Source organism: Streptomyces sp. CB03238 (assembly GCF_002099185.1).
Classification (GTDB): Bacteria; Actinomycetota; Actinomycetes; order Streptomycetales; family Streptomycetaceae; genus Streptomyces.
This window is the reverse complement of the sequence record NZ_NBCN01000007.1, coordinates 232,027-248,377: the sequence shown is the minus strand read 5'-3', so window position 1 is coordinate 248,377 and position 16,351 is coordinate 232,027. Positions and strand designations below refer to the sequence as shown.

The 16,351-nt window shown below is 70.5% G+C and carries 21 protein-coding genes; 10 read left to right on the top strand and 11 right to left on the bottom strand.

The window, feature by feature from the left end:
• Window positions 1–56: 56 nt before the first annotated feature.
• Complete coding sequence (locus BKD26_RS14295; RefSeq protein ID WP_084898207.1) at window positions 57–959, bottom strand: helix-turn-helix transcriptional regulator; 903 nt, start codon at window positions 957–959, stop codon at window positions 57–59.
• A 666-nt stretch (window positions 960–1,625) separates the two neighbouring features.
• Between BKD26_RS14295 and BKD26_RS14290 the strand changes: the two genes are divergently transcribed.
• The 9 genes from BKD26_RS14290 to BKD26_RS14250 all read left to right on the top strand — a co-directional run bounded on the left by BKD26_RS14290 (window position 1,626) and on the right by BKD26_RS14250 (window position 8,533).
• Window positions 1,626–1,985 (top strand): hypothetical protein, encoded by a 360-nt coding sequence (locus tag BKD26_RS14290; RefSeq protein ID WP_241518650.1) that lies wholly within the window; start codon window positions 1,626–1,628, stop codon window positions 1,983–1,985.
• Window positions 1,986–1,987: 2 nt separating this feature from the next.
• Entirely contained in the window at window positions 1,988–2,929 is a 942-nt protein-coding gene (locus BKD26_RS14285) for a hypothetical protein (RefSeq protein ID WP_084898205.1), read from the top strand.
• Window positions 2,929–3,642: an ATP-binding protein gene (locus BKD26_RS14280; RefSeq protein ID WP_084898204.1), complete on the top strand. Its 714-nt coding sequence runs from the start codon at window positions 2,929–2,931 to the stop codon at window positions 3,640–3,642. Before BKD26_RS14285 ends, BKD26_RS14280 begins: the two co-directional genes overlap by 1 nt.
• Window positions 3,643–3,739: 97 nt before the next feature.
• On the top strand, window positions 3,740–4,333 hold the full coding sequence (locus BKD26_RS14275; protein ID WP_084898203.1) for a WhiB family transcriptional regulator: 594 nt from the start codon (window positions 3,740–3,742) through the stop codon (window positions 4,331–4,333).
• Window positions 4,330–5,358 carry a DUF2637 domain-containing protein gene (locus tag BKD26_RS14270; RefSeq protein ID WP_084898202.1) on the top strand — a complete coding sequence of 343 codons (1,029 nt, stop codon included), beginning with the start codon at window positions 4,330–4,332 and terminating at the stop codon, window positions 5,356–5,358. Before BKD26_RS14275 ends, BKD26_RS14270 begins: the two co-directional genes overlap by 4 nt.
• Window positions 5,359–5,462: 104 nt before the next feature.
• Window positions 5,463–5,687 carry a hypothetical protein gene (locus BKD26_RS14265; RefSeq protein WP_084898201.1) on the top strand — a complete coding sequence of 75 codons (225 nt, stop codon included), beginning with the start codon at window positions 5,463–5,465 and terminating at the stop codon, window positions 5,685–5,687.
• Between the two features lie 257 nt (window positions 5,688–5,944).
• A complete protein-coding gene (mobC, locus tag BKD26_RS41290; protein WP_241518649.1) occupies window positions 5,945–6,307 on the top strand; it encodes a plasmid mobilization relaxosome protein MobC in 363 nt (120 codons plus the stop codon).
• A gap of 4 nt (window positions 6,308–6,311) precedes the next feature.
• Window positions 6,312–8,057, top strand: a complete 1,746-nt coding sequence (locus tag BKD26_RS14255; RefSeq protein ID WP_084898199.1) for a relaxase/mobilization nuclease domain-containing protein — start codon at window positions 6,312–6,314, stop codon at window positions 8,055–8,057.
• Between the two features lie 77 nt (window positions 8,058–8,134).
• On the top strand, window positions 8,135–8,533 hold the full coding sequence (locus BKD26_RS14250; protein WP_084898494.1) for a hypothetical protein: 399 nt from the start codon (window positions 8,135–8,137) through the stop codon (window positions 8,531–8,533).
• 260 nt (window positions 8,534–8,793) lie between these two features.
• On the opposite strand, the gene BKD26_RS14245 is transcribed toward BKD26_RS14250, so the two are convergent.
• The 4 genes from BKD26_RS14245 to BKD26_RS14230 form a co-directional block, all read right to left on the bottom strand.
• Complete coding sequence (locus BKD26_RS14245; RefSeq protein ID WP_143662646.1) at window positions 8,794–9,825, bottom strand: toll/interleukin-1 receptor domain-containing protein; 1,032 nt, start codon at window positions 9,823–9,825, stop codon at window positions 8,794–8,796.
• 220 nt (window positions 9,826–10,045) lie between these two features.
• A complete protein-coding gene (locus BKD26_RS41285; protein WP_241518648.1) occupies window positions 10,046–10,228 on the bottom strand; it encodes a hypothetical protein in 183 nt (60 codons plus the stop codon).
• Window positions 10,229–10,464: 236 nt separating this feature from the next.
• Complete coding sequence (locus BKD26_RS14235; protein WP_084898196.1) at window positions 10,465–10,689, bottom strand: hypothetical protein; 225 nt, start codon at window positions 10,687–10,689, stop codon at window positions 10,465–10,467.
• A gap of 41 nt (window positions 10,690–10,730) precedes the next feature.
• Window positions 10,731–11,105, bottom strand: a complete 375-nt coding sequence (locus tag BKD26_RS14230) for a DUF317 domain-containing protein (protein ID WP_084898195.1) — start codon at window positions 11,103–11,105, stop codon at window positions 10,731–10,733.
• Between the two features lie 208 nt (window positions 11,106–11,313).
• Between BKD26_RS14230 and BKD26_RS40225 the strand changes: the two genes are divergently transcribed.
• Complete coding sequence (locus BKD26_RS40225; protein WP_159026763.1) at window positions 11,314–11,490, top strand: hypothetical protein; 177 nt, start codon at window positions 11,314–11,316, stop codon at window positions 11,488–11,490.
• A 177-nt stretch (window positions 11,491–11,667) separates the two neighbouring features.
• Here BKD26_RS40225 and BKD26_RS39090 read toward each other — a convergent pair whose 3' ends face one another.
• From BKD26_RS39090 to BKD26_RS40220, 6 genes are all read right to left on the bottom strand, one after another.
• Entirely contained in the window at window positions 11,668–12,543 is an 876-nt protein-coding gene (locus BKD26_RS39090; RefSeq protein WP_107417848.1) for a DUF317 domain-containing protein, read from the bottom strand.
• A gap of 29 nt (window positions 12,544–12,572) precedes the next feature.
• Window positions 12,573–13,433 (bottom strand): DUF317 domain-containing protein, encoded by an 861-nt coding sequence (locus tag BKD26_RS14215; protein ID WP_179166532.1) that lies wholly within the window; start codon window positions 13,431–13,433, stop codon window positions 12,573–12,575.
• A 41-nt stretch (window positions 13,434–13,474) separates the two neighbouring features.
• A complete protein-coding gene (locus tag BKD26_RS14210; protein ID WP_084898192.1) occupies window positions 13,475–13,948 on the bottom strand; it encodes a hypothetical protein in 474 nt (157 codons plus the stop codon).
• Window positions 13,945–14,748, bottom strand: coding sequence for a hypothetical protein (locus tag BKD26_RS14205; protein WP_241518647.1), 804 nt, complete (start codon window positions 14,746–14,748; stop codon window positions 13,945–13,947). The genes BKD26_RS14210 and BKD26_RS14205 overlap by 4 nt, the downstream gene beginning before the upstream one ends.
• Before the next feature lies 1 nt (window position 14,749).
• Complete coding sequence (locus BKD26_RS14200) at window positions 14,750–15,355, bottom strand: DUF4913 domain-containing protein (protein ID WP_084898191.1); 606 nt, start codon at window positions 15,353–15,355, stop codon at window positions 14,750–14,752.
• A 94-nt stretch (window positions 15,356–15,449) separates the two neighbouring features.
• Entirely contained in the window at window positions 15,450–16,346 is an 897-nt protein-coding gene (locus tag BKD26_RS40220; RefSeq protein ID WP_277622387.1) for a DNA cytosine methyltransferase, read from the bottom strand.
• Between the last annotated feature and the right edge of the window lie 5 nt (window positions 16,347–16,351).

Genomic DNA, 16,351 nt, shown 5'->3' with positions numbered 1-16,351 from the left:
CCACAGCGCAACAGTAGCCACGCCGCCTGGCCGCGGCCGAGGGCTGCGGACAGGCGCTACTCGCCGGCGTCCGCTTCCTTCTCCTCCAACTCCGCCACCAACTCGTTGACCAGTGCCATCGCCTTCGGCGACAACCCCTGAGAGCCCAGCCCGCGGGCCCTCACCCGGCCCACGGAGCCCTTCTTCGCGGCTGACAGGAGCTGAAGACCTTCATAGACCTGAGCGGCGACGTCGGCGTCTGGCTCGAAGTACATCCGCGAGACGCCGACTACGGCTGCCAGCGCATCCAGAACCGCAGGAGACGCAGTCCCGGTGATGCCCGTACGGAGATCCCGGAAGCCCTCTTCGGTGATGACCCGCGCCCCGGCACGAGCGTTCACCGCGTTCGCCATCTCCGCATCCGAGGGAACCCCTTGGGGGCCGGGATACGAGCTCTCAAGGAGCAGGGTGATCTTCTCGGCCAGCGATTCGGGAGGGGCCCCAGGAGCCGAGGCCCCCGTGGTTCCTGACGGTACGGGTTCGTCAACCTGCACACCCTGCGCCTTGGCGATCGACCGGGCCTCCGCTCGCCGCAGCTCCTCCTCGTTGACCCCGTACGCCGCCGCCAAGGCCGGGACGTACTTGTCCTTGAGGCGTCGCTCTCCGCGTTCGGCCGCCGCTACTGGTCCGGCGCTCTTGGTTCCGATCAGCGCGGCCGTCTCGTACTGGTAGTAGCCGGCGTCACAGCGCAGATCAGTCAGATCGGGCGGCCCAGAGCGTGGGAACAGGTCGTCTACGTCCCGTCCAAGCGCGCGCGCCAGCGCGGGCAGTTTCTCCGGATCGGGAGTCTGCGCGCCGGTCTCCCAGCCGGCGACCGCCGAGTCGGACACTCCCAGCGCCTCGCCAACGGCAACCTGGTAGATCTCGGCGGCTCGCCGTACCGCGCGCAGTCGACCTCGGTCGAAGTGACGAGCAGGCATCGGACCTCGATTTTTTGTGCAAACTGGAGTCGATCCAGTGCGTTGACTTTTTCTTCGGTCGGGAATAGTTTCAGCTTAGCGAAGAGCGGGCGGCGTTGCACACGCTTGCTCGATCTTCGTCTTCGAACCCTTCCGAGGCTCTGGGTCGCGGGAGGGAGAGATCGGAGTCCCCTGCGACATCCAGTGCGCGGAGAACTCTCAGAACGGATCGGTGCCGGGACTCGTCTCTCGGGCTTTGGGAAGTGTTCGGCTTCGGCCCGGAGGGGCACGGAGCCCTCTTCAGCAGCTTGGGCGCCGAGCGGGGGTGCAGTATCCGGGCGGGCCGTGAGTCACGACCGCCCACCACCCTAGCGACATATGTCGAGTTGGCGTCGAATCGGCTCAGCACCCGCTGCCAGCTGGAGTGTTGACCGCCGTCTGCATATGTTGCTGGTCCCTCGGCGGGAAACGCCGACGTCAGGTCAACACGTGGGAGGGAAGTAGGAACCACCCCAAGCGCCACGGACGCGCTTCCTCGAGGGGAAATGAAACCGGCGCCCAGAAGTTAGCCGCTTCCGGACGCCGAGCCCGCCACCCGAAGGGGGCGGATCCATAACTGGAGCGGGTCGGCTGACCTTTTCGACGAGAACGGCCGTCCCACTTCACCTACGAGTGAGGAATTCTCGCATGCCCGAGTCCCGGAACGGAAGGGCACACACCGCCCAGCCCGTCCAGGTCACCGACCCTGCCACCGGATCCCGCCGGCGTCGCCTGGCCACCCTCCTCGCGGACATGGTGCCCGGTGCTCGCACCATCCGCGTCTCGCAGCGTGAACCCGAGCGGACCTGGCCCAGCCCCCATGCCCGCGCCTACGACGAGCAGGGGCGCCCAGTCGCCCTCAACCGGGCCCAGGGCCTGACGGCCGCACGCTGGGTGATGCGCACCCACCCCGAGGTGAACTGGAACGAGGCATACGACCTCGACCTCACCAACGGTGTCCTGCGCCCCGCCGCCGAGGCGTACGCGGTCGCGGACGGGAGGCGTTGACCGTGGCGCGGATCCGAACCTTCAAGCCCGAAGCCTTCACGTCCGAGTCCCTGGCGCAGGTGAGCGTCTACGCCGAGCGGACCTTCTTCGGCCTGATCAGCCGGGCCGACGACCATGGCCGCGTCCGGGACCAGCCCGCCGCGCTCTGCGGAGAGCTGTGGGCCGTTCGCGGCGGACGCACGCCGGTCGACGTCGAGGACGACCTGATCCAGCTCGCCGCCGCCAACCTGATCTGCCGCTACGAGGACGACGAGGGCAAGCGGTACCTGCACATCGTCACCTGGCACCGGCACCAGAAGATCAACCGCGCGAGCCGCAGCCGGCTCCCCGAGTGCTCGCAGCACGGCGCCGGGAAGCCGAAGCCGGACGTGTCGCAGGTCCACGGAGACGTCCCGGAGTCCTCGGCGAAGACTCACGGAGGACTCACTGAGGACGCACGAATCCCCGCCGAATCCTCCGGAGCGCACAAAACCGCAGGTCGCGAGGGACTCAGTGAGTCCTCACTGAATACTCACGGAGGGAGCGCTGAGCCTGCGGTGAGTCCTCACGCCCTGGATCTTGGACCTAGGAACCTGGATCTAGGAACTTCTTCCCCTTCGGGGGGCGCGAGCGCCCACGCACCGGAGACCGCCTCTGCTCAGCAGCTCATCGCCGAGTACGCAGCCGCCTGCGTACACCGCCCGCCCAGCGGCGTCCTCGGTCACCTCGGGCGCGAGACGACGAAGCTCCTCGCGGAGGGCATCGACTCCGGCCACATCCGCGCCGGGCTGGCCCTCCACCGCGCCAAGGGCCTGCACCCCAGCACTCTGCCGAGCCTCGTCCACGAAGCCATGAACGCCACCCGCGCCGGTTTGGTCCGGCCGGAATCCCGGCCTAGCGTGCCGGGTCACCGGGCCTGGGCCAATCCCGCCGACCCTGCCGCCGCCTACGCCGAGGAGCTGTGATGCGCGACTACGACGCCCAGCCCGTCGGAGGCATCGCCCGCCGCCTGGCCGGCATCCTCACCTCCCGGGGCATCGACCCGAGCACCAAGCTCACGGACCCGGCCGAACCCCTTCCCGCCCTCCAGGCGGCACAGGCCCGTATCCCGGCCCGCTACCGAGCCGCCGTCGCCGACCACCCGGCCGTCGCCGCCTGGGTCCGCGAGGTGGCCGAGCGGGGACGCCCCGGACCCGAGGGCGCCCCGGGACTCGCCGAGGGACGCTCGCTGCTGATCGTCGGCACCACCGGGACCGGCAAGACGTACCAGGCGTACGGAGCGGTCCGCTCGCTCCTGATCGCCGGGGTCCGGCTGCGCTGGAAGGCGATCACGGCCGCCGACCTGTACGCCGAGCTGCGACCCCGCCCGGGACACGACGGTGAGCGGGAGCTGCTGGACCTGGCCCGCTGCCCGCTGCTGATCATCGACGACCTCGGCGCCGCGAAGAACAGCGAGTGGACCGAGGAGATCACGATGCGGCTCATCAACCGCCGCTACAACGCGATGCTCCCGACCCTGATCACCACCAACCTCGGCATGGCCGACCTGCGTGCCCACATCGGCGACCGCGTCGCCTCACGGCTCACCGAGATGACCGACCGGGTCATCCTCGACGGCCCCGACCGCAGACGAGCCCTCGCGGCCGAGCGACGCCACATCGCCGCCGCCCGCGCCTAACCCTGCCCACGGCGACCGACACCGTCCGGTCCCTTCCCGCACCAACCCCCAGGTCGCTCCTGCCCGAACGCGCCCTGGGGGACACGGAGACATCCCCATGCACCACACCAAGACCCCGCAGCCCCGCACCCTCGGCGACCACACCTGGCGCGACCAGGCCGCCTGCCGCTCGACCCCGTACCACCAGGTCGACCCCGAGCTCTTCTTCCCCGAGCCCGACGAGGTTGACCGCATAGCCGCCGCCAAGGCCCTGTGCGCGCAGTGCCCGGTCCGCAGCACCTGCCTCGACGCCGCCCTCGAGAACGGCGACCGCGACGGCATCCGGGGCGGCATGACCGAAGAGGAGCGAGAGGCCCTGCACAGCAAGTTGGGGGGCCGCCTCAGCTACTCCCGCGTCAACGAAGCCCTGGCCGGCCGCGACATCCACCTCACCAAGGCCGAGCGCAAGGCAGTCGTCCGCGCCGCCTACCAGGCCGACATCCCCGCCGAGCAGCTCGCCCGGATGCTCAAGGTCACCGAGGCACACGCCGGGAAGCTCTACCGCCGCACCCGCCGCGAGATCCGTAACCGCGCCGTCGACCAGCAGAAGAAGGCGAACGAGGCAGCGAAGACACCCGACAACGCCCCCCAGGTCCTGAAGAATCCCGCCGCCAAACTCCCGGCCCGCGACGACCTCGGGACGGCGGCGTGAGCCACATCGCGCCGATACCGGCGCGGATCAACGCCTGGGACCGGGCCGCCGTCGTCGCCCTCGGCGGCGCGGGATGTGCCCTCTCGTACGACGCCCTCCAACAGATGGCCACCGCGATCCACGTCCGAGGGCTCCTGACCTACCTCTTCCCCCTGGTCATCGACGGATTCATCGCCTACGGAGTGCGTGCCCTCCTGGTCCTGCGTACGGCTCCACTCGCCGCCCGCTGCTACGTGTGGACCCTGTTCGGCACCGCGACCGCCGCCAGTATCTGGGCCAACGCCCTGCACGCCGTTCGGCTCAACCAGCAGCACGGTGGGGCGGGCCTTCGGCTCGGTGACCTCACCGTCGGAGTCTTGTCCACGCTGGCCCCGCTCGCCCTGGCCGGAGCCGTCCACCTGTACATCCTGATCGCCCGGCGGGCCACCGAGGCCGACCTGTCCGGACACCCGGAGACCTCCGGCGTCCGGACGGAGCGGGTCACCGGTGACCGCCCGGACACCCACTTCGGCTGGGGCGGACGAGGCCCAACCCCGGTCACCTCCGGTCACCCCGCCGCGTTGCCCGGCCCGGACACCGACCGCCCGGCGGTCACCCAGCGGCCGGACACCTCGGAGACCCACACCCCGGACACCGTGTCCGGAACGCGGGAGAAGCCGGTCGAACCGGAGCCCCAGCAAGGTGGCCGCGACGCTGACCAGGGCGGACACCCCGCTCCCAGACCCCGCCCGGTCACCCACCCCGTCGATCCGGCCAAGCGTTCGGACGCCGCTTCGGGCCCGGCCCCGGAGGCCGGGCTCACCGCCCGTCCGGACGACGGCGCCCGCAAGTCGGCCCCGGTCACCGACGAGCAGCTTCTCGCGATCGCCCGCCCGGCGGTCACCGAGGCCGGCGACCTGACCCGGAAGGTCGTCGCGGACGCCATCCGCGGTCACGGACACGGCCTCGGCAACGACCGGCTCACCGTCCTGATGCAGCACCTCCGCAAGGAAGCGGACAAGGCTCCGGACACCCGGACCGGCTGACCGGACAGCCCGCTCGGCGGGTGCCCCACCCCGGACATCCGGACCGGCGCACCCGCCGAGCGCACGACTCCCTCCCACTCCACACACGTACTGGAGCCGCCACCATGCGCACCACCACGGCCACCCGAGCCGAAGCCGACGCCTGGATCACCGTGCTCAGCCGGTACGGACACCTCCATCACGCCGAAGCCGGCCCCGACGGAGCCTGGATCGTCCAGCGCGCACCCACGAGCACACCCCGCACCCTCCACCACCCCGTCCTCGCACTCGACTTCGTCGCCGAAGTCCTGCGCGACGTAAGTCGCGACCCCTCCGGACTGCTCCGATGACGCCCACCGATCGGCCCTCCGCCCCCGTTGACCTGGGCGAGGGCCACTGCCCGGCACGAGGCCGAGCAAGCTGTACCTTCCGAAACTCCTCCGCAGCCATGGGCGGCGGAGGAGTTTCGGAAGGGCTTGCCCCCGCCCCCGAAACGGCGGCGGAGGCCCGGCACCAGGGGGAGCCGGACTCTGGGGCTGCGACCGAGGGCGGATCGCAGCCGGAGGGACAAGAAGCCGCGCGTTCCACGCCGCGTACGCGCCCGCGCATGCGCCAGAGCGTCCACCGTGACCAAGTCCGCAGCGTCCGCCTGACCCGCGACGAACTCGACACCGTCAAGCGCGCCGCCGAAACGGTCGGCCTGAAGACCGCCGGGTTCCTCGCCGACGCCGCGGTCGCGGTCGCCCAGGCCCAAGGCGGTCCCAAGGCATGGCTGTTGGACCAGCGCGGACGCGTCGAGGAACTGATGTCCGCCAGCGCCCAGCTCGCCCGCGCCGGCAACAACCTCAACCAGGTGGCCCGCGTCCTCAACTCCGGCGGACATGCCGAGTACGCCGACGACGCCGTTGCCCGAGTCCTGCGCGCCGCCGCCCGCATCGAGGCAGCCGCCATCGAGATGGCGAGGCGCTGACACCGTGGTCCCGGACATCTCCACCGGCAGCCGCACGTACGGACTCCTCGCCTACCTCTACGGCCCCGGCCGCCGGGACGAACACACCGACCCGCACCTCGTCGCAGCCTGGATGCCGGAACTCGCACCCGACCCCGGTCGCGACCCGACCGCCACCCTCAAGCAGCTCACGGACCGGCTCGACCTCCCCGTCCTCGCCCTACCGAAGGACCGCCGCCCTGCCCAGCACGTCTGGCACTGCCCGGTCCGCACCGCCCCCGGCGACCGGCACCTCACCGACGCCGAATGGGCCGAAGTCGCCCGCCGCATCGTCCATGCCACCGGCATCGCCGAGGAAGGCGACGACAAGGCGTGCCGCTGGATCGCCGTCCGCCATGCCGACGACCACATCCACATCGTCGCCACCCTCAAGCGCGAAGACGGACGAAGCCCGCGCCGCCACCAGGACGGCATCCGCGCCCAGGCCGAATGCCGAAAGATCGAAAAGGAATGGGGACTGCAGATCCTCAACGAAGGCGACCGCACCGCCGCCCAGCGCCCCACCAGCGCCGAACGTGCCAAGGCGGAGCGCACCGGCCGAGCCGAGCCGCCCCGCGAGACGCTGCGTGAGCACGTCCGCCAGGCGCTGGCCGGCGCCGCCGACGAGGACGAGTTCTTCCGCCGCCTCACCGAAGCCGGCCTCCGCCTCGACAAGCGCCTCGCGCCCTCCGGCGACGTCCTCGGATACAAGGTCGCCCTCCCCGGCGACCGCAACCGTGACGGCGAACCCATCTGGTTCCCCGGCTCCCGCCTCGCCCCTGACCTCTCCCTCCCCAAGATCCGCCAACGTCTCGCCGCCGGACCGCCCGAGGACGAGCCGACGTCCACCACGGGATCCGCCCCACGCTCTGGGCGCCCGGCCAGCGCGCGTCGCGACGCCACCCACGTCGCCGAACAGGCCGTCACTGTGCTCACCGGGGACGACGACGCGGCAGGCGCCGCCCAGCTCGTCGGCATCGGCGAACTCCTCGACGCCGTAGCCCAGACCGCCCCGGCCTCCACCCGCAAGGAACTCGCCGAGGCCGCCCGCGCCTTCGAACGCGCCACCCGCTCCCACACCCGCGCCGAGCACGCCGACCACCGCGCCCTCCGCTCCGCCGCGCGCGGCGTCGTCCGGGCCGGCAACGCCCTCGGCAAGGGCGAAGACGGCGGCGCCACCGCGATGCTCCTGTCCACGATGGTCCTCGTCACGATCGCCGCCATCCACTGGCACTCCGCTCGCGGCCACGCCCAGCAGGCCGCCGCCGCACGACAAGCCGCGCAGCACCTGCGGGCCGCCTACCAGACCGCGTCCGCCACGCCCATGAAGGCGATGCGCGAACAGGGACGCCGACTCCCCGCCCCCGTACGCGACCGCTACGCCCACACCGTGGAAGCCGCACTGCCCGGACAGGCCGGCCACGTCCTGCGCGAGCCTGGCTGGGACGCGCTCGCCGCCACCCTCGCCCAGGCCGAACGAGCGGGACACAACCCCGACGCACTGCTCCAGCAGGCGATCGAATGGCGCGAGTTGGAGACCGCCGACAACGTCACCGACGTACTCGTCTGGCGCCTGCGGCGCATCGGGAAGCTACCCGCCACAGCGGACCTGTCCCGCACACGAGCGCACCAGCGGACACCGGCGCCGCCCCGAGCCTCGAAACCGCAGGCAGCCGAGCCCACGGTTCGCAACGACACGAACAGCTCCCGCAGGTCGGGCCCCCGGCGCTGACCAGCACCTCAATGGGTTGGACGCCCGCGGCCAGCGGTGTTATGGCTGGTCAACAACAGGACGAGGAGACGATGCCGATGCTCAGCGAAGACCTCCGGACCCGGAGAGCCGTGCTGCCGGAGACGGCAGCCGACGACCCGTTGCTGAGGCTCCAGAGGGAGACGCGGCTCGGCGACGGGATCATCGGTCTCCGTGCCACCACCCACCCCGAGGAAATCCGCATCGGCGGCATCCTGGTGATGTGCCCTACGTGCGGAGCGCGGCGCGACTGGATGGTCATCTGCGACCGGAGCGAGATCAGCATCCGCTGCCGGTGTGCGCACCAGTGGGTCGAGCCCGAGCTGACGCACGCGGACTACGAGGCGATGATCGACGTCGGCGGCCAGGACTACCCAAGCCTGGAGGACGCCGCCCAGGCCGTGGGGTACGACGGCACGCTCGCCGGCACCTATCTGTCGGAGCCGAGGCCCGAATAGAAGTGCGCGTCAGTGATGTCTACGTCCTCTGCCCGGACGAGACGCTTTGGGAGCACACAACGGCACCGTCATCATCGCCATGATCTGGGTAATGTCGAGGAGTTCGGGAGTCACCGTCACAGCCTGGCAAACGACTGGGCCACTCATGGGCAATTCCGTGAGTTGCTCCGTTGCCGTCCCCCTTCGCGATGCGGTCGGCGAGCACGGTGTCGTCGATGTACGGGGTGATGGCGGCGAGGACCAGGCGCTGAAGGCTGCGGTCAGGACAAGCGACGCCGGAGGGTCGGGCTGACAGAGTGAATTCGGCTGCTACCCATGCTCCAGCTGACGGACACTTTGCCCTCGTCCTGCAGGTCACGCAGCAACTGGTCAACAACCAGAGCCGGAGACGCAGTGCGCTCGGCTAGGTCCTCAATGATCTGATTGCTGGTCGGCGGATTGTTGACCAGCTCAGCGATGATCGCCTGGTGGTGCTCCTCCACTCCCGGGAAGACGCCGGCTACGCCCTCGTCGTATCCATATCGGGTCAAGTCGAACTGATCAATGCCGTCTCCGCGGATGGCCACGTTGATGTAATCACCTTCAGCGAGCATGTTCAGGCTCTCGTTCACCGCCTGCTCGCTCAGCCCAGTCTGCTCCACACGTGACTTCACTGCGGGCCAATCCAGCAGCATCAGCTGGCCAGCGTTGAGCGCTTCGCGCACGGTCTCGGTCAGCAGGACGGAATCTGAGGTGGTCAGGCCCGGGATGGATGCCGAGATGCGGGCATAGGCCGGCCGGGGCCCCACGGCCGGACCCGGGTCGTGACCGTGCAATGTCTCGGCGATCCGCTGCGCCGTGTGCGTGACGCCCTCGGGGCTGCGATCAGTGGTGATCCATGCGATGTGCAGCAGCGGAGACGGCATCGTTACCTCGTCGAGCCGGACCGGGATCAGGCGGGTCGTCTCGTTGACCCTTCGAACCGTTGCGGCGTCGAGCTCCTCGCGTACCCACTCCTTTGTCACCGAGTGGTTCGAGACGACGACGACCACCGCGTCGGCCGTATCCAGCCCTTCGTCGAAAAGACGCTGGACCAGGCGATCGCCCGGCCTGATCTCCCACTTATCCAGCCAGGGCTTCACACCTAGCTCGGCGAGCTTGCGAGCAAGCGGCTCGACGAATTCAGCCTTGTCCTCGCTGGCGTGCGACAGGAATGCCTTGGGCGGGTTCTCGGCGTGTCCACCTTGCATAGATCCAGCATGAGCGATCTGGCTTTGGTCAGCGCGCCGAAGTAATTCACGTTCAAGATTCACTCGGCGGGAGGTTGCGCGGGGTTCGATCTCCGGCTGAGCCGGTCACGGATCGTGCGGCGCTCGACTTCCTCACGGGCGAGGGTTCGCCGGTGGACCTCGGGGTCGCGGTGGCCGAGTTCAACCGTCCCCGAGACGCCTCTGCAGCGGGGCTCGCGGAACCAACACATCGAGGGGCTGCCCGGTTGGGGCAGCCCCTCGATGTGTGAAGTGCGTCGTGTCGTCAGACACCAGCGAGGCGGTTGGCGAGGTGGAGAGCGTCGATGGCCACGGACAGCGCGGCGTGCAGATCGATGGTCTCCAGCAGCGTGGGATAGACGACCGGGGTCCAGTCTCCGTGGAGGTTCGGCCAGGTGGCGAGGGTGACGTCCGCCGAGGCCAGGCCAAGGTGGGCGGTGACGTTCATCCCGCCTGAAGGGGCGGATTCCCAGAGCAGCAGAACGGAGCCCGGACGAAGAGGAACGCGGTCTTGCGCGGACACCCAGGTCGTGGGAACCGGCTCGGTGGCGCAGCGGGGCACGGAGCGGACGAGAGCACCACGTACGCCTCGAGGCATCGGGCGTTGGGCGACATCGCCAAGGGACAAGGGCGGGCGCGGAGGCTCCTTCGCGCCCGCCGCGAACTGCGAGAGTGACCGGCGGTTCACACGTCGGCCCAGTCGAGCTGAGCGCGGACCTCAGGTGGCAGCACGCCCTCCTGGCCGTTCTCGGCAAGGTAGACAGCGCCGTCGGGGCCGCTGATCTCGATGACGCGATCGATGCGGTGGGCCTGGGGCCAGTCCGGGTTGACAGCGAGGTACGCGGGGAGATCCGGGTCGACTGCCTGGAGCTGGTGGATCAGTTGGCGAACGGTGATCTCGCGAGGCAAGAGAGACTCCTGGGTTGGTGAAGCGGGGCGGTCGGCGTAGGTCAGACGCAGGCGCAGCAGCGGCTGGGGAAGGCGATGAGTGCCGCGAGGAATCCGGCCACGGCCTGGGCCGGGACACTCGACCCGAAGGTCTGGCTCCATGCCACCCGGCCGTCGGCTCCTTTGACCTGGATGTGCCACAGCTCGCCGCGCGCGGCCTCCTCGGTCTCGGGAAGGAACCCGACGTACACACGCTGGTCGGGGCTGGAGCAGTGGACGTTGGCGGAGAGGTCGGGGATGACGTCCCACCCCTGGCCTTTGAGGAGGTCGATGACTGGGCCCGCACAGTGACAGTCGAGCAGCCACTCGCGGTCGCCGAGTGCCGAGTGACGAGGTGCGGCGGGGACATGGGACGGGGCGGTGACAGAAAGCGTCACGAGTAACAAACCCTTCGTTGACCTGTGGTTTTTCGAAGCGGTCGTACGTTGACATGGTCCAGGAGCAGGTCTCCAGTCCTTCCCGAGGATGGGAGTCTGCCGTGGGCGAACTGGCTGCGGCGGCGTCCGCAGGTGATCACTCGGGGGAATGGATCGGTCGCCCCGGGAGCTGTTTCCGGGGCGACCGATGGAAGGCGGGCAGAGCGGCGTGCTGAATCAGGAGATGGGTACGTACGACGAGACCGTGGACGACGCGGTAGCAGCGTCCGTGGGTCGATCCCGCATGGCGGACGGCAGACGGATCAACCTGACCGTCGAGGCGCTGGCGGAGGCGGTCGGCGCTGGCGGGGGCGACATCACCTGGAGCGTCGTGGGGCCGACGTGAGCTAACGGCGACTCGTGAAGCTGCCGGGCTGGTGGTGCAGGGAGCTGCCGCCCGGCCGTCTACGGCACCCGTAGGGACGCCCACGACCGCTGCGGTTGAGCGGTCGCGAGCGGTCTCCACTCGCGTCGTGGCCGACGGTGCCAGTGAGCGGGAGAGGCCGTCGGCGCGGGCTGGCGTTTACGAGCGCCCCGCCGCGGCCCGCCGTTGGTGGGCGGGGCGGGCCGGCGGGACGGCACTGAGGGTGCCCGTGGTTGCGGATGCCGCCGGTGTGCGGCGGACGAGGTGACCTCCGTGGGAGCGGGCGCGTGCGGCTGTGGCACGCCTGACGTCCAGCGGAGTTGGCACCGGGGGAGGCACGAGACGTGTCCGGGCGGCGCTGCGGTTGCGCTGCGGGATTTCGACCTCGTAGCGAAGCGCAGGGCTGGGGTCGGCCAGGCGGGCGGTGGTCGCCGCGATCAGATCGACGGGGACGGCAGAGGTGAACGTGGCGTACCAGCGTGAGCTGTACCCGTCCTGGCCGCCCCAGAGCAGCCAGCGGTCCTGGTCGCCACGGAGTTCGGCGTGTCGATCCAGGATCCCGCCCCTGTAGGTGAGGCCGGCGAGTCCGTCGGGCGCGGTGAAGAGGGTGGTGAGCCGCCAGCTCCCTCGCTTCCAGCCAGCGCCTTCCAGGGGCCGAAAGCCTTCCTCGGCCGGGCGACGAGGGCCGGTCAAGACGGTGTCCGGATCGTCGGCGTAGCTGGTGGCGAGGGCGGAGGTGAAGGCGGTCACCAACTCCGTCGGTGTGTTGGAGTCGAAGGTGGCCAGCCAGTCGGGCGGCCCGAACGGGTCGTGGTGGGCTGCGACCTTCCACAAGGTGTTGTCCGGGCCCTCGGGCAGGAAGCCGAGCCGGACATGCTGATCGGGGGAGGAGACGTAGACGTTCGCCAGCTCGTCGCTCTGCAGCGTGAAGCCGTGGTCGAGGAGTGGTTGCATCGCCGGGTCGCCGATGGTGGTGGAGCCGGCGAGGTACAGCGGAGTCACGTAGACGTCGCCATCGAGCGTGCGTGCGGGCATGCGGGATCTCCGGGTATGGGCTGCGGCCGTCAGCGCTGACGGCGGGAACGGCCGTGGGCGGCGAGTGGTGCCGACGGGATTGCGGCCTCCGCCCCGAGTGCGGGTGCGTGGGCGGCGTACGGCCGGCGGGCCAGGGCCGCCTGGGCCCGAGGGCGAGCGGCTGTCGGCTTGGCGAGGCGTGCGTGCACCAGGTCGCGGTGGCGTTCGGGTACCTCGCCGGCGAAACGCCGCACGGCGTCGGGGCTGGTGAGAGCTGCGGCGGCAGCGGCACGCAGGTGCTGTGGGGTGCTGCCACTGAAGAAGGCCCTCCAGCTCGGTGCGTGGACGGGGTCGATGCCGCCGGACAGGCGCCACATGGACTTCTCCGGCGTCAGCAGCTCGGTGTGCTCGTCGAGCCACCCGCTGCGCGTGCGCAGGGCCGTGCGGTTGTCCGGCGAGACGATCCAGTACGGCCGACATCCATGCATCGGCTCCCAGTCGCTGCGAAGCAGTACGTCCTCGGGGCCGAGGCCGGTGTGGTGCCTGCCGCCGCCGAGGTAGTCCCGGAAGTGGTTGGGCAGGCTGTGGACGAGCGTCTCGGTGAAGGCGGCGGCGATCTCGTGGGGCGTGTTGCGGTCGAAGGTGGTGATCCAGTCCGGAACGCCGAGTGGGTCCTCGGCGTAGGTGATCGTCCACCCGCCGTAGTGGCTCTCCACGGGGTTGGCGATACGGACTCGCTGGCACGGGCTGGCGTAGTACGCGTCCGTGCCGAAGGCGACGGTCTTCGTCCACCCGGCGGCGTTGTCGAGGATGCTGAAGACGGCCTCCCTCGTTCCGGGGCCCGCGAGGTGGACTGGCGCGACGAGAACCTCGGTATTCGGGGCGAGATCGCCGAGGTCGAGTGGTGGCATGGGGAAGTGCCTCCGGGCTGTGGCGGATGAGGGGCCGGGTGTCATGGCCGGCGGCGCGCTCGCGGCGGAGCAGTGGAGGCGGCGGGGGTCGGCGAACCGGCGTGTTCCGGAGCTGCGCTCCCGCGCGGGGACCGGGACCGTGCCGCCTGGGCACGGCGGCCGTGAAGCGGCGCTGTCCCGGCGGATGCCTCGCGTTCGCGGTCCAGTCGGTGAGCTGCGGTGCGGTACGCGGCCTGGTCCTGGCGCTCCCCGACGGCCAGGAGGTAGATCTCCCGGCGGTGCTGCGAGGACGCCGGCGCGTCGCGGTACTGGATGACCATGCGCCAGCGGGTCTCCGGATCGACGTAGATCTTGTGACAGCCCGCGAGCTCGCGGGTCAGCGCCGCGCCACGTTCGTTCCCGTGGACCAGGTGCTGCAGCTCCAGCAGGGCCAGGTCGCGGATTCGATCCGGGACCGAGCGCAGGTCGGCCAGGGCCTCGGGGTGGGCCGCGAAGGCGTACCGCGCCCGGCTCACCGCGCACCCCGGCCGGAGCGCGGTACGGAAAGAAGCGCCGGTCGTGGAGCCGTGACGGGCGCCGGGGGGACCGCGAGGCCGGCGGTTCCGGCGAGCGGCGAGCGGGTGCGGGCGGCCAGGGCCCTGTGGACGCTCTCCGGGGCCGGGGCCATCGGGAGGGGAGCGTCGCGGTCCATGGCCCAGGCGTCCGCTGCCTCCACGCTGGTGAAGGCGCCTTCGCGCACCGTGTAGGAGCGGAAGTCCTTGGCCGTCTCCTCGAGGAAGAGGCGGTAGGGGGCGTGCGCGGAGGCCGGGTGGCTGTCGTGGAGGAGAGTGCGCACCTCGGTGCCGAAGTCGAAGGAGCCCGGGTTGTCGGTGTGGTGGTCGATCACCTCGTACCGGCCGCCGGGGTTGCTCCGGAGTAGGTCCTCCAGCCGCGAGGTGAGCGCGTCGGCCGGGCGTGGCCCATGGTTGCTGGTCGGCACGGCGGCCTCCGGCGGACAGCCCCGGCGGGTGAGCCAGTTCTGCGCGAGCGGCACGACGGGAACACGCTCGTAGTCGAAGGCGAACGTTCGCTGCTCGACGTCGCGGGTGAGGTGGAGCGCGACGTACTCCGCCGTGCCGGGCGCGTCCCAGATGGCCGCCCGGTCGTAGAACAGCAGGTAGCTGTCGCGTCCGTCGGCGCTGTGGTGCTCGGCGAGGGGGACGAACATGTCGTCCGAGAGCGTGACCGAGAAGAAGTCCTCTTCGATTCGCTCGGTGGCTGCTTCGAAGCCGTCGATCCGGTAGTCCGGCGCCTGGGTTTCGTATGTGTCGGTCACGTCAGACTCCCGCAGGCTCGGGCGAGGCCAGGAGCCGGTGGTTGGGGCGGGTCGGGCTGGTGGTGCAGGCGCCGAACGGGCCGTCTGGCGTGCGGAGTTGGAGCAGAGTCGGGTCGAGGTGGTCGCGGTGCCACGTTGAGGGGCCGGTGAGGCCGGCCTCGACGTCGGTGAGCTGCTGCCAGGCGAGCCACAGGGCGTGCAGGCGGGCGACGGCCTCGGGATGCTCCTGCCACTGCTGGCACCACGGGCGGCCGGTGGTGATCTCCCGCCCATAGACCGGCAGCAGCAGGTCGTGCACCCAGCTCGTCAGCGCCGCGAGCTCCTCGACGTACGCCTTGCCATCGAGCGCCAGGATGAAGATGGACGCCGGGCCCTCCTGCGAGCTGCCGGGCTCGGCCGGCGCCGACGCGGCGACCGAGCCCTCTCCGCCACCGTGCTCGGCTCCGCCGCCCTCGTCGTCCGAAGGCGGGACGTCGTCGGTGAGCCGTGCGAGCGTCTCGCCCTGTTTACGGTTCTCCGCGACCAGCCTGGCGACCGTGGAGACCAGGTCGTCCAGGTCGTGGTCCGGCACGCGTATCGGCTCGCTCTCCTGAGCGGGTTCAGCCATCGCTACCCCTCCGCAAGATCGGGTGGTTGGGGTGGCGAGGATCCGGAGAAATCCGGGTTTTGCCCGGCCGGAAATCCGGTGTAGAAGCCGCCCTTCACCGCGAGCCGTGACGACCACAGAGCGGGATCGGCGGAGCGAGGATCTCCAGCGCGCGAGATGCCTGTTGCGGCACGACTCCGTTGCCCAGAGCGGCCAGTTGGGCGGGGCGTCCCAGTCCCGGAGTGGCCGTCACCCAGCCTGGTTCAAGCCCTTGCATCCACTCCACGAACAGTGGGCTGAGGCGTCCCGCCTCGTCGGTGGGCCGGGGTGCCGGGCGCGTTGCCCTCTCCCATCGGGCGATGGCGGCGGCGTATGGTCCCCACGCCCCTCGTCCGTCGGTGTCGGAGGGGTGAACAAGGGGAGTACCACTGCCGAGAGCGGGGGCCGGAAGCCCGCGCCCGGTCGGCGTCCGGGAGTGCCGGTGTCGCTTGCCCGTGGGGTCGGCAGCAGTCGGGCTGCCGCCGAGGGGAGTGTCAGGTCCCCGTTCCCGTGACGCTGGTTCGGTGATCCTTTTGTGCCGTCCGACGCCTTCGGCGTCGGCAGCAGCCACTCGACCTCGTCCGCCAGATTCGGACCGTGCCCGCCCCGCTTCCTCTTCGTCGGGTGCTGGCTCCCTCCGTTCGTGGCCAGGTTGCTCGTTGGTGTCTTGAGCAGAGCTGAGCCGCCGGGACTGCCAGGCGGTGAGGAAGATCCGCTCGCGACGGTGCGGAGCTCCGACATCAGAGGCGCGAAGCACGCGCCAGCGCGCATCGAACCCGAGGTCGGCCAAGGAGCCGAGTACGGCACCGAGTGCGCGCACAGCAGGCTGGCCTGCGGTGTCTCCCAGACACCACGGGCAGGGTTCCACGTCGCCAGGGGAACCGGCGGGGGAGGTGAGGAGTCCTCGGACATTCTCGATGACCACCAGGCACGGGTTGAGGGCCTCGATGGCACGGACGATGTGCAACCACAGACCGG